The sequence below is a fragment of the Streptomyces bungoensis genome (assembly GCF_001514215.1).
In the GTDB taxonomy this organism is placed as follows: domain Bacteria; phylum Actinomycetota; class Actinomycetes; order Streptomycetales; family Streptomycetaceae; genus Streptomyces; species Streptomyces bungoensis.
Map to the genome: position 1 here is coordinate 1 of NZ_KQ948862.1, position 12,864 is coordinate 12,864.

General features: G+C 73.2%; 8 protein-coding genes. 1 reads left to right on the forward strand and 7 read right to left on the reverse strand.

Annotated elements, in window-relative coordinates:
• Window positions 1-617, reverse strand: a 617-nt coding sequence (locus tag AQJ66_RS22660; protein WP_159052602.1) for a maltotransferase domain-containing protein, incomplete at its 3' end; no start/stop codon positions are given.
• 395 nt (window positions 618-1,012) lie between these two features.
• Here AQJ66_RS22660 and AQJ66_RS22665 point away from each other — a divergent pair.
• On the forward strand, window positions 1,013-3,631 hold the full coding sequence (locus AQJ66_RS22665) for a glycosyltransferase family 1 protein (protein ID WP_061925382.1): 2,619 nt from the start codon (window positions 1,013-1,015) through the stop codon (window positions 3,629-3,631).
• A gap of 25 nt (window positions 3,632-3,656) precedes the next feature.
• Here AQJ66_RS22665 and AQJ66_RS22670 read toward each other — a convergent pair whose 3' ends face one another.
• The 6 genes from AQJ66_RS22670 to AQJ66_RS22695 all read right to left on the reverse strand — a co-directional run bounded on the left by AQJ66_RS22670 (window position 3,657) and on the right by AQJ66_RS22695 (window position 12,840).
• Window positions 3,657-4,451: a hypothetical protein gene (locus AQJ66_RS22670; RefSeq protein WP_244162898.1), complete on the reverse strand. Its 795-nt coding sequence runs from the start codon at window positions 4,449-4,451 to the stop codon at window positions 3,657-3,659.
• Between the two features lie 75 nt (window positions 4,452-4,526).
• Complete coding sequence (locus AQJ66_RS22675) at window positions 4,527-5,048, reverse strand: DUF1990 domain-containing protein (RefSeq protein ID WP_061925385.1); 522 nt, start codon at window positions 5,046-5,048, stop codon at window positions 4,527-4,529.
• 68 nt (window positions 5,049-5,116) lie between these two features.
• Window positions 5,117-6,775, reverse strand: a complete 1,659-nt coding sequence (locus tag AQJ66_RS22680) for a M4 family metallopeptidase (protein ID WP_061925388.1) — start codon at window positions 6,773-6,775, stop codon at window positions 5,117-5,119.
• Window positions 6,776-7,027: 252 nt separating this feature from the next.
• A complete protein-coding gene (locus AQJ66_RS22685) occupies window positions 7,028-9,064 on the reverse strand; it encodes a M4 family metallopeptidase (protein WP_061925391.1) in 2,037 nt (678 codons plus the stop codon).
• A gap of 297 nt (window positions 9,065-9,361) precedes the next feature.
• Window positions 9,362-11,128 (reverse strand): ABC transporter ATP-binding protein, encoded by a 1,767-nt coding sequence (locus AQJ66_RS22690; protein ID WP_061925394.1) that lies wholly within the window; start codon window positions 11,126-11,128, stop codon window positions 9,362-9,364.
• Entirely contained in the window at window positions 11,125-12,840 is a 1,716-nt protein-coding gene (locus tag AQJ66_RS22695; protein ID WP_061925397.1) for an ABC transporter transmembrane domain-containing protein, read from the reverse strand. Before AQJ66_RS22695 ends, AQJ66_RS22690 begins: the two co-directional genes overlap by 4 nt.
• Window positions 12,841-12,864: the final 24 nt, after the last annotated feature.

The window sequence follows — 12,864 nt, forward strand, 5'->3', positions numbered from 1 at the left end:
GCCGCGAGCCGCCAGGCGGCCGGACGGTCCTCGGCGCGCAGGGCCGCCACGGCAGCGAGGAGGACGCCTCGCTGCTCCTGTGGAACCCCGTCGGCCGCCCGTTCGTACAGCCGAGCGCCCTCCTCCAGGACCAGGCCCGTGTCGATCCCGGCCGGGATCTTGATCCGCGCGTGGTGCCGCCAGGTGGCGACCGGGTCCGACCAGGCCTCCACCGTGTAGGTCCAGTGGCCGGGCGCGTCGGGGGTGACGGTGGCGCCCCAGCGGTCGGTGCCCGGGGCCAGTTCGCGCATCGGCGTCCAGGGGCCCGGCCGGCCCCGCGGGTCGCGCAGGACGACGTTCGCGCCGACGGCGTCGTGCCCCTCCCGGAACACGGTGGCCGACACCTGGAACGACTCGCCGGTCACGGATTTGGCCGGTTTGCGCCCGTGCTGGACGACCGGGCGCACGTCCAGCACGGGTATCCGGCCGACGACGGGCCCGTCAGCGAACGGGTGTTCGGGGGTGATGGGCGGATCGAGCGCGCCCGCGGCGGGCTTCCCGGACTTCTTGCCCGGCGCCTTCTTCGCCGCTGCCTTGCTGGTGGTCGGTGGTGCTGACGAGTGGTGCGTGGCGGGCATGACCGCTCCTGTCCGCGTCAACGAGGGTGTGGGCGGGCGGATGTGGGGAGGTGGGTCCTGCGGGTGGTGCTGTGGTGTGCCTGTGGGGTGTACCGGAGGAGCCTCCCCTGCTCCTCGGGCGGGCAATCCGGCACTTTGTTAACTACTCGCGCGTATGTCTACAGGGAAGACCCGCCCCTTTTGCCCATGAGCAGGATCCACCCCTCTTTTTCGAGTGCCCACCGACTCCGCCTCCACGCCCCCACCGCACGGGTGTGCCCCTCGCCGTGCCCCGCCGCGCCCCGACACCCGCTGCGGGTACCTCCCCACCGACCCCCGGGTAACCACTACCGTCGACAGAGACGACGAGACGTACAGCGCCGTGCGTCTCACCCCGCAACGCGTCGAGGTGGAGTGTGAAGGCGATCCGTCGGTTCACCGTCCGTCCCGTTCTCCCCGAACCCCTCCGGCCGCTCAGCGACCTGGCCCGCAACCTGCGATGGTCCTGGCATGCGGAAACGCGCGACCTGTTCCAGTCCGTCGACCCCGAGGGCTGGGCCGCCGCCAAGGGCGACCCGGTGCGGCTGCTGGGCGGGGTGCGGCCGGCCCGCCTCGCCGAGCTGGCCGGGGACCGGCGGTTCCGCCGCCGGCTCACCGCCGCGGCCGACGACCTGAACGACTATCTGACCGGCGACCGCTGGTACCAGTCCCAGGGCGACGGACTCCCCGCCGCCGTCGCCTACTTCTCCCCGGAGTTCGGCATCACGGCCGCCCTGCCCCAGTACTCCGGCGGGCTCGGCATCCTCGCCGGCGACCACCTCAAGGCGGCCAGCGACCTCGGGGTCCCGCTCATCGGGGTCGGCCTGCTCTACCGGCACGGATACTTCCGCCAGACCCTGTCCCGGGACGGCTGGCAGCAGGAGCACTACCCGGTGCTGGACCCCCACGAGCTCCCCGTCACCCAGCTGAAGGAGGCCGACGGCACCCCCGCCCAGGTCTCCCTCGCCCTGCCCGGCGGCCGGGCGCTGCACGCCCGGATCTGGCTGGCCCGGGTGGGCCGGGTGCCGCTGCTGATGCTGGACTCCGACGTCGAGGAGAACGACCTCGGCGAACGCGGGGTGACCGACCGGCTGTACGGCGGCGGCAGCGAGCACCGGCTGCTCCAGGAGATGCTGCTGGGGATAGGGGGTGTGCGGGCCGTGCGGACGTACTGCCGGCTCACCGGGCACCCGGAGCCGGAGGTGTTCCACACCAACGAGGGGCACGCCGGCTTCCTCGGCCTGGAGCGGATCGCCGAACTGTGCGCGGACGGACTCGACTTCGACGCGGCGCTGGAGGCCGTGCGGAGCGGGACCGTGTTCACCACCCACACCCCCGTCCCGGCCGGCATCGACCGCTTCGACCGGGAGCTGGTCGCCCGGCACTTCGGCACGGACGCCGAGCTGCCGCGCATCGACGTGCAGCGGATCCTGGCGCTGGGCATGGAGACCTACCCGGGCGGCGAGCCGAACCTGTTCAACATGGCCGTGATGGGCCTCAGGCTGGCCCAGCGGGCCAACGGCGTGTCCCTGCTGCACGGGCACGTCAGCCGGGAGATGTTCGCGGGCCTGTGGCCGGGATTCGACGCCGAGGAGGTGCCGATCACCTCCGTCACCAACGGGGTGCACGCCCCGACCTGGGTGGCCCCCGAGGTGTTCCGGCTCGGCGCCCGGCAGATCGGCGCCCAGCGGGCCGAGGACGCGCTGACCGTGGGCGGCTCGGAGCGCTGGGACTCCGTCACGGAGATCCCCGACCAGGAGATCTGGGAACTGCGCCGCACCCTGCGCGAACAGCTCGTGCAGGAGGTGCGCGAACGGCTGCGCGCCTCCTGGCGGCAGCGGGGCGCCGGCGACGCGGAACTGGGCTGGGTCGACGGCGTGCTGGACCCCGACGTGCTGACGATCGGCTTCGCGCGGCGCGTGCCCTCGTACAAGCGCCTGACCCTGATGCTCCGGGACCGCGACCGCCTGATGGAGCTGCTGCTGCACCCGGAGCGGCCGCTCCAGATCGTCGTCGCGGGCAAGGCGCACCCGGCGGACGACGGCGGCAAGCGCCTGGTCCAGGAGCTGGTGCGCTTCGCGGACGACCCCCGCGTGCGCCACCGCGTCGTCTTCCTGCCCGACTACGGCATGGCGATGGCGCAGAAGCTCTACCACGGCTGCGACGTCTGGCTGAACAATCCGCTGCGCCCGCTGGAGGCCTGCGGCACGAGCGGGATGAAGGCGGCGCTGAACGGCTGCCTCAACCTCTCGGTGCTGGACGGCTGGTGGGACGAGTGGTTCCAACCGGACTTCGGCTGGGCGATCCCCACCGCGGACGGCGCGGGCACCGACCCGGACCGCCGCGACGACATCGAGGCGGCCGCGCTGTACGACCTGCTCGAACAGCGGGTCACCCCGCGCTTCTACGAGCGGGGGCGGGGCGGACTGCCCGACCGGTGGATCCAGATGGTCCGCCAGACCCTCGGCCTGCTGGGCCCGAAGGTGCTGGCCGGGCGCATGGTCCGGGAGTACGTCGACCGCCTGTACGCGCCCGCCGCCCTGTCCCACCGCGCCCTGACCCCCGACACGGCCCGCGAACTGGCCGCCTGGAAGGCCCGGGTGCGCGCCGCCTGGTCCCGGGTGAGCGTCGACCACGTGGAGACGACGGCGACGACGGCCACCGCGGAACTCGGCACCACCGTGGGGCTGCGGGTCCGGGTGGGGCTCGGCGACCTCGAACCGGACGACGTGGAGGTGCAGGCCGTCTCCGGGCGGGTCGACGCCGAGGACCGCATCACGGACGCCACCACGGTCCCGCTCAAGCCGGCCGGCGCCCCCGACCTGGAGGGCCGCCGCCTCTACGAGGGCCCGCTCTCCCTGGACCGCACCGGCCCCTACGGCTACACGGTCCGCATCCTCCCCTCCCACCGCCTCCTCGCCTCCGCCGCGGAACTGGGCCTGGTGACGGTGCCGTCGCAGGACGTGGTGGAGGGGGCGGGGGTGCTGCTGCGCTGACGGCCGGCGCGCCCCCGGCCGGCTGTCAGCCCAGCCGTACGGAGTCCCCGGCCGAGACGACCCGCGCGGTCGTCGTCGTGCCGGGGAAGTACCAGCGCCAGCTGCCGGCCGAGGTGGCCGTGACTTCGGTGCTCAGCTTGCCGGCGTCGCCCGTCCGCACCGTCTTCACCGTGCGGTAGTGGGCGGCGCCGGCGGCCTTGAACTGGAGCCGCACGTCCTGCCCGGTGAACCCGTGGTACTCGAGGTCCTCCCAGTTCGCGCGGGTCAGCCTCCCGGAGACCGTCAGCCTGCCGCCCTTGGCGACGGGCTCCGGGGAGGCGTCCGTGGTGAGCCTGGAGGCGCGCTTCGTCTTGAACTCGGCGATGTCGTCGCTGATCCAGTAGTCACCGTCGTTGGCCTTGACGGTGGCGTCGACCTGCCAGACGCCCGCGGTGTGGTTGACGTCCTCGGGCAGGCTGCCCGGGAGCCACCGCGGGTCCAGGGTCATCGTGGCCGTGCACACCGAGGTGGTGGAGCTCTTCTTCACGCACGTGGTACCGGTCCAGTCGCCGAAGCCCCAGCCGTCGCTCTTGTCGAAGACGCTGACGTGCGACAGGCCCTTCACGCCGGAGTCGTCCCGGACGGTGATGGCGATCGGGTAGGTGATGCGCTTGGACGTGCCGACGACGACGTTCTTCCCGCCGTTGACGACGGCGTCCGTGACGCGGACGTCCCCCTTCCCCTCCGCGTGGGCGCCGGTCGCCGTGAGCAGCGTCAGGGCCGCGGCCCCGCCCGCCAGCGCCCACGCCGCCGCGACCGTTCTGGTTCCTCCGCCTCGCATGATCCCTCCCATGGGTGTGGAAGGAGTGAGGCTACCCATCGGCGGTCGCCCGGCGGGACCGGATTTCGCCGACGCTCAGTCCTCGCCGTACCCGGCGCACAGGCGCCGCAGCACCGCTCCGCACCGCCGCGCGTACGCGTGCTGCAGGCCCCGGGTCGCCGGGCCGCCCGCCCGGGCGTACCACTTGGCCGGGCGGCTGTAGGCGGCGACCGTGAGCCAGACCGTGCCGTCGCCCGTGCGGTCGACGACGAAGGCCTCCTCGCCGCATTCGGGGTGGCCCTCGAGGGTGCCGTAGGCCCAGCCGGCGCGGCGGGGTTCCTCGGTGGTCCAGATGATGCGGCAGGGGGCCTTGATGAGGCCCGCCAGGGTGACCGTGACGTCGACGCCGGGGGCCGCGCGGTCGGCGCCGGCGTCGATGCCGACGCCCATGGCACGGTGCATCTCCCAGGTCAGGACGGCCTCGGCGGCCCGCCGGAAGACCTCGTGGCCCTCTCCGACGCGGGTGCGGACCAGCATGGGGCGGTAGCCGGGCGGGCAGGAGCGCAGGTCGTCGCGGGTCGCGCCGACCGGCTCGTAGGTGAAGGGCGCCGGGGACATGGGTCACAAGCGTAGGGCGGCACCCGGGGCGCCGTTCGCCCGGGTGCCGCCCTGTGGCGCTCCTCGTACTAGTTGACGTTGACGGCCGTCCAGGCCGCCGCCACCGTCTTGTACTCGGTGCTGGTGGAGCCGTACAGCGCGGACGCCGCGTTCAGGGTCGCCGTGCGGGCGGCCTTGTAGTTGGTCGTCGACGTCATGTACGTCGTCAGCGCCTTGTACCAGATCTGCAGCGCCTTGGCGCGGCCGATGCCGGTGACCGCGGCGCCGTTGTACGTCGGCGAGTTGTACGACACACCGTTGATCGTCTTCGCGCCGCTGCCCTCCGAGAGGAGGTAGAAGAAGTGGTTCGCGACGCCGGACGAGTAGTGGACGTCCTTGCTGCCGACCGAGGAGGACCAGTAGTCCGCCGAGCCGCCGTCCTTGCTGGGCTTGTCCATGTAGCGCAGCGGGGTGCCGTCGCCGTTGATGTTGATCTTCTCGCCGATGAGGTAGTCGCCGACGTCGGAGGCGTTGTTGGCGTAGAACTCCACGCCGGTGCCGAAGATGTCGGAGGTGGCCTCGTTGAGGCCGCCGGACTCGCCGGAGTAGTTGAGACCGGCGGTGTTGGAGGTGACGCCGTGGCTCATCTCGTGGCCGGCGACGTCCAGCGAGGTCAGCGGGTGGGTGTTGCTCGAGCCGTCGCCGTAGGTCATGCAGAAGCAGCTGTCGTCCCAGAAGGCGTTCACGTACGAGTTGCCGTAGTGGACGCGGGAGTAGGCGCCGACGCCGTTGTTCTTGATGCCGCTGCGCCCGAACGTGTTCTTGTAGAAGTCCCAGGTCTCCTGCGCGCCGTAGGCGGCGTCGGCGGCCGCCGTCTGGTCGGTGGAGGAGCTGGAGGCGGCGCCCGTGCCCCAGACGTTGTCGGCGTCGGTGAACAGCGAGCCGGTGCCGGAGGTGCCGTGGGCCAGGTTGTACGTCTTGTGGCCGCCGCGCGTGGTGTCGTACAGCTGGTACGTCGAGCCCGACAGGTTGGTGCTGAGGCTGACGGTGCCCGAGTACAGCGTCTTGCCGGTGCCGGTCGCGTTCTCGATGCCCTGGTACTCGAAGAGCTTCTTGCCGGTGGCGGCGTCGGTGATGACGTGCAGCTGGTTGGGGGTGCCGTCGTCCTGGAGGCCGCCGACGACCGTCTCGTAGGCGAGGACGGGCTTGCCGGAGCCGGCCCAGATCACCTTGCGCGCGCCGTCCGCGGTGGACTTGGCGGAGCCGAGGGTCTTCGCGGCGCTCACGGCCTGCTTCTCGGCCTTCGCGGCGGTGATCTGCGGCTTGAGCGAGGCCACCTTCACGGCCGCCTTGTTCGCCTTGGTGACGCCCTCGGTCCTGCCGGACTTGGCGGTGTGGACGATCAGGTCGCCGCCGAGGACGGGCAGGCCGGCGTAGGTGCGCTCGTAGCGGGTGTGGAGCGTGCCGTCGGCGTCCTTGACGACGTCCTTGACGACGAGCTTCTCCTTGGCGCCGAGGCCTATGGACCGGGCCGTCCCGGCCGCGTCGGCCTGCGCCTGCTGGATCAGGGAGGTGCGCGCGGCGGCGGACAGCGCGGTCGGAGCCGCGGCCAGGTGCCGGGCGCCGGACTCCGCCGGGGTCTGGGCGGAGGCACTGGTGGTCAGACCGGTGGACAGCAGGGCTCCGGCGGCGACCGCGGTGGCGACGGCCAGAGTGGTGCGCTTGTGACGCGCGTAGAGGGGGCTCACAGAAGCTCCTTCTTGTGGGGGAGTCCGGTCAGCGTGGGGTTACTGGCCGGAGAGTGTGGCGTTGAGAAGTTGCTGTGCTGCTGCGGCGGGTGCTGAGAGAGTGGCATCAACGGCGTGCACATGTCAGGACCCTGAAGTGATGTTGGCCGAAAGTCGACAACTCGGGGAATGTTTCGGGTGTGTGAAACGACCACCGTCCGGGGGAGTCGCACCCCCGGACGGAGCCCTGTCACCGGGTCGGGAGCCTGCGGCTCACGGGAACGTCACCTTCCAGTCGTTGAGCGTGCCCGTGTCGTAGGTGGCCTGATCCTGCACCCGCAACTTCCAGGTGCCGTTGGCCGGTTCCGAGGAGGCGTTGACCGTGTAGGTCTCGTTGACGTTGTCCGCCGAGTCGGAGGACGAGAAGTTCTTCAGGCGGTACGCGGTGCCCGACGGACCGACGAGGTCGATCACCAGGTCGCCCCGCCAGGTGTGCGTGATGTCCACGCTCACCTGGAGGTTGCTCGGCGCGTTCCCGCTTCTGCCGGACACCGTGATGTTCGAGGTGACGGCGGGCCCGTTGTCCGGGATCGACAGCGGGGTGCTGTTCTCGTACGACGTCCCGCCGCCTCCGCCGCCGGAGCGGGAACCGACCTTCACGGCCGCCCAGGCGTCCTGCACCGCCTTGTACTCGGCGCTCGAGGTGCCGTAGAGCTCACCGGCCGCCGCGAGGGTGCCGGTGCGGGCGCCGGCGTAGTTCGTGGTGGACGTGAACTTGGTGGTCAGCGCCCGGTACCAGATCTGCAGCGCCTTGTCCCGGCCGATGCCGGTGACCGGAAGCCCGTCCGCGGTGGGCGAGTCGTAGCTCACGCCGTTGATCACCTTGGCGCCGCTGCCCTCGCTCAGCAGGTAGAAGAAGTGGTTGGCGACGCCCGAGGAGTAGTGCACGTCGAGGTTGCCGACGCCCGAGTACCAGGAGTCGGCGGAGCCGCCGTCCTTGCTGGGCTTGTCCATGTAGCGCAGCGGGGTGCCGTCGCCGTTGATGTCGATCTTCTCGCCGATGAGGTAGTCACCGGGGTCGGAGGCGTTGTTGGCGTAGAACTCCACGCCGGTGCCGAAGATGTCGGAGGTGGCCTCGTTGAGGCCGCCGGACTCGCCGGAGTAGTCGAGGCCGGCGGTGTTGGAGGTGACGCCGTGGCTCATCTCGTGGCCGGCGACGTCCAGGGCGGTCAGCGGGTCGGCGTTGCCGGAGCCGTCGCCGTAGGTCATGCAGAAGCAGCTGTCGTCCCAGAAGGCGTTCACGTACGAGTTGCCGTAGTGGACGCGGGAGTAGGCGCCGACGCCGTTGTTCTTGATGCCGCTGCGCCCGAACGTGTTCTTGTAGAAGTCCCAGGTCTCCTGCGCGCCGTAGTGGGCGTCCGCGCCCGCGGTGGCCGCGTTGGACGTGGTGCCGTTGCCCCAGGTGTCGCTCGACTGGGAGAACAGGGTGCCGGTGCCCGAGGTGCCGTGGTTCAGGTTGTACGTCTTGTGGCCGCCGCGCGCCCCGTCGGTCAGCGTGTACGTCGAGCCCGACTGGGTCGTGGTCAGCGTGACCTGGCCGCTGTACTGGGTGTTGCCGATGCCGGTCCGGACGCCCTGGTACTCGAACAGCTTCTTGCCGGTGAGGGCGTCGGTGACGACGTGCAGCTCGTTCGGGGTGCCGTCGTCCTGGAGGCCGCCGACGACCGACTCGTAGGCGAGGACGGGCCTGCCGGTCGCCGCCCAGATCACCTTGCGCACGCTGACCTCGGCCGACTTGGTGCTGCCGAGGGCCTCGGCGCGCCGCACCGCCTGCTTCCCGGCGTCGGCCCGCGGCACGGCGGGGGTGAGGCGGGCGACGTCCAGGACGGCGTTGCTCGCCCTGACGACGCGCCGGGTGGCGCCGGAGCCGGTGGTGTCGACGACGAGGTCGCCGCCGAGGACCGGCAGGCCGGCGTAGGTGCGCTCGTAGCGGGTGTGCAGGGTGCCGTCGGCGTCCTTGACGACGTCCCGGACGACCAGCTTCTCCTTGCCGCCGAGGCCGAGCGACCGGGCCGTCGCGGCCCTGCCGGCGTCCGCGTGGCGCAGCAGTTCGGCGCGCTGCGAGGGGGTGAGCCGCAGGGCCGCGTGGGCGGGGTCGATCCGCCCCGCCCGGTGGGCGGCGGCGGGGGCGGCGCTGGCGGCGCCCGCCTGGACGGCCGCGGCGATCAGCGCGGCGACGCCGGCGAGTGCCAGGGTGGCGGTGCGGTGGTGCGGGGTGTGGGAGGTGCGTCTGCGAGAGGTGCTACTCACACTGACTCCTTCTGCTCGACCGCGGGGTGCGCGGCCAGGGGAGACCGGACGGTGGGTTGGGGCGTCCGGGCAGAGCAGGGGTGGTGCGCGAACCACGTGCGCGTGCGGAGCGGGCCTGCGCAGAGCGCGCGATGGCTGTGGGGGCGCTGTGCGTCGGCCGTGGGAAGAGTGACAGCGGATCAGCACACCTGTCAGGACCGCATCACAAACTTGGCCGGAAATCGTTCGTTGACCGGATGTTCATGTTCGTTATACGGACTGTTGGCCGGAGTGTACGGGGCGCGGGACCCGTTCCCGCTACGAGTCCTCCCGCGGATCCCCGTGCCACGTGCGCCACAGGGACGCGTACGTGCCGCCCGCCGCCACCAGTTCGTCGTGGGTGCCCAGTTCGGTCAGGAGGCCGTGCTGCATGACGGCCACCCGGTCGGCGTCGTGGGCGGTGTGCAGGCGGTGGGCGATGGCGATGACCGTTCGGGACTCCAGGACGGCCGCCAGGGCGCGTTCGGTGTGACGGGCGGTGGTGGGGTCGAGCAGGGCCGTGGCCTCGTCGAGGACGAGGGTGTGCGGGTCGGCCAGCACCACCCGGGCCAGGGCGAGTTGCTGGGCCTGGGAGCCGTCGGTGGGGTGGCCGCCCGGGCCGAGGGGGGTGTCGAGGCCGGACGGCAGGGCGCGGACCCAGTCGTCGGCGCCGACGGCCGTCAGCGCCTGCCACAGGTCGGCGTCCGCGGCGGCCGGTTCGGCGATCCGGAGGTTGTCGCGGACCGTGCCGAGGAAGACGTGGTGCTCCTGGGTGACCAGCACCACCTGACGGCGCAGGCGTTCCGGCTCCAGCGACGCGATCGGCACGCCGCCGACCGTCACCGTGCCCGCCCCGGGGGTGTCGATGCCCGCGAGGAGCCGGCTGAGCGTCGTCTTGCCCGCGCCCGACGGCCCGACCACGGCCAGCCGTTCCCCGGGCCGCACCGTCAGGTCCACCCCGCGCAGCACCTCGCCGCCGCGCTCGTAGGCGTACCGCACCCCGCGCACGTCGATCCGGTCGTCCGCCGGCTGCGGGCCGCCGTCCTCCGGATCCGTGCGCGGCGCCCGCGCCAGCCCCTCGACCCGCGCGAACGAGGCGCCGCTGGACTGCAGTTGCTCCACCCGCATCAGGATCTGGTCCAGCGGCTCGGTGAACTGCCGCAGGTACAGCGCCGCGGCCACCACCGCGCCCACGCCCACCGCGCCCCGCGCGTGCAGCCAGCCGCCGATCAGCAGCACGCCCACCACGGGCACCGTGTAGGTCACCTCGACCGCCGGGAAGAACACGGTCCGCAGGCGCAGCGTGTAGAAGCGGGTCCGCCGCGACCGCTCCAGCGCGTCCCGGCTCGCCGCGATCCGCCGCGGCCGCAGCCGGAACGCCTCCACGGTGCGCGCCCCGGCCGCCGTGGCCGCCACGATCTCGGCGACCTCGGAGGTGGCCGCGCCCTCGGCCAGGTACCCGTCCCGGGCCCGGCGCAGGTACCAGCGCAGCGCCACCCAGATCGGGGTCAGCCCCAGCACCCCGAACAGACCCAGCAGCGGGTCCAGCGCGAACACCGCGCCGAGCACGAACAGCGCCTGCACGGTGCACACCAGCAGCTCCGGGCCGACGTCCCGCAGCGTGGTCCCGACGGTCGCCACGTCGGCCGTGCCGCGCGCGGTCAGGTCACCGGTGCCGGCCCGCTCCACCGCCGACGCGGGCAGCGCCAGCACCCGGTCGACGTACGTCTCGCGCACCCGGGCCAGCGTCCGCTCCCCGAACCGGTGCCCCACGTACCGCGCCCAGCGCGCCAGCACCAGCTGGGCCAGCGCGCACAGCAGGATCCACAGCGCCAGCCGGTCCACCGCGCCGACTCCGCGCCCCGCCCGCATCTCGTCGACGATCCGCCCGACCAGCCACGGCCCGGCCAGCCCCGCCCCGGCCGCCAGCGCGTTGAGCACCAGCGTGCCGGCGAACGCCCGTGCGTCCGCCCGCACCAGCCCCACGGTGGCCCGTCGTACGCCGGCCCGGTCCGCGACCGGCAGCAGTCCTTCGCCCGTCGTCATCGCAGGGCCTCCTCTGTGTCCTCGGCGTCGCGGGCCACCAGGGCCCGGTAGCCGGGCTCGTCGGCGAGCAGCCGCCGGTGCGGGCCGCTCGCGGCCACCTTGCCGTCGACCAGGAACAGCACCGTGTCCGCGCGGTCCAGTACCAGCGGCGAGCTGCTCGTCACGAGGGTGGTCCGGCCCTGCCGGGCCTCGCGCAGCCGTTCGGCGACCGTCGCCTCGGTGTGCGCGTCCAGCGCCGACGTCGGCTCGACGGCGAGCAGCACCTCCGGGTCGGCCAGCAGCGCCCGCACCAGCCGCACCCGCTGCCGCTGCCCGCCGGAGAGGCTGCGGCCCTGCCCGGCGACGGCCGAATCCAGCCCCTCCGGCAGCCCGCGCACGACGTCCTCGGCGGCGGCCGCGTACACCGCCCGGCCGAGCGCCGCCTCGTCGGCGGGGCGCGCCGCGGCGACGACCTCCCGCAGCGGCCCGGCGAACAGGTCCGCCTCGTTGTCCGCGACCAGGATCCGGGCCCGCACGTCGGCCAGCGGCACCGCGTCGAGCCGCACCCCGCCCCAGGTGACCTCGGTCGGGCCGTACCGGCCCAGGCGGTCCACCACCGCGGCGGCCTCGGCGGGCCGGGCGGCCACCAGCGCCACCAGCCGCCCCGGCACCACCCGCACCCCGGACACCGGGTCCCGCAGCTCGGCGGCCCCGTCCGGCGCGGGCAGCGTGCCCTCGTCCGGCTCCGGCTCCAGCCGCAGCAGCCCCACGACCCGGCGGGCGGCGACCACGCCCCGGTTCAGGTCGTAGGCCATCTGCACGAAGAACGCCACCGGCCCGACCAGCACCGCAACGTAGCCGTACACCGCCACCAACTGCCCGATGCTCAGCGACCCTTCGGCGGCCTGCCGGGCCGCGAGCCAGGTCACCACGGCCAGGAACAGCGTGGGCAGGCCCACCCCGAGCGCCTGCACCCAGCTCGCCACCGCGCCCACCCGGTACCCCTGCGCGCGCAGCCGCTGCGAGTCCGCCCGGAAGGCGTCCGCGAACAGCCCCTTGCCGCCCAGTCCGTTGAGCACCCGCAACCCGCCCGCCAGGTCCCCGATCCGGGCCGCCAGCACACCCTGCCGCTCCCGATACTCGCTCTCCGCGCCCTGCAGCCGCAGCGTCAGCGGACCGGTGAGCAGCGCGATCACCGGCACCCCCAGCAGCACCACCGCGGCGAGCTGCGCCGAGATCGCCAGCAGCAGCCCGGCCACCACCAGGTAGACCACCACGGAACCCACCCCGGGCCCGACCACCGTGAGCGCCGTCGCCAGCGTCTGCACGTCGCCCACCCCGATGGTGACGACCTCGCCGGCCCCGGCCCGCCGCGGCAGCACCGCCCCCAGCCGTGTCGCGTGGCCCACGACCAGCTTGACCGTGCGGAAGTTGGCGTCCATCCGCACCCGGGTCATGGTGCGGTGCCGCAGGATGCTCAGCCACGAGTTCAGCGAGCCCACCAGGAACATCGCCGCCGCCCACCCGGCCAGCACACCCGTCCGGCCCGGCACCAGCCCGTCGTCCACGGCCCGCGCCGTCATGTACGGCTGCGCGGCCATCAGCACCAGCCACACGCTGCCCAGCAGCGCCCCGGCCACCGACCGCACCGGCTGCCGCAGCACCAGCCACCACAGGAGGCGCCAGCCGCCCCGGGTGTCGGGCACACCGGGATCCTCGTACGCGTCGATCATCCATCCCCCGATCGGATCGGCTCG

Bases quoted from the DNA above. Each gene is read 5' to 3' on its own strand.
- AQJ66_RS22675 (WP_061925385.1), bottom strand. From the start codon at position 5,048: ATGTCCCCGGCGCCCTTCACCTACGAGCCGGTCGGCGCGACCCGCGAC.
- AQJ66_RS22695 (WP_061925397.1), bottom strand. From the start codon at position 12,840: ATGATCGACGCGTACGAGGATCCCGGTGTGCCCGACACCCGGGGCGGC.
- AQJ66_RS22670 (WP_244162898.1), bottom strand. From the start codon at position 4,451: ATGCGAGGCGGAGGAACCAGAACGGTCGCGGCGGCGTGGGCGCTGGCG.
- AQJ66_RS22690 (WP_061925394.1), bottom strand. From the start codon at position 11,128: ATGACGACGGGCGAAGGACTGCTGCCGGTCGCGGACCGGGCCGGCGTA.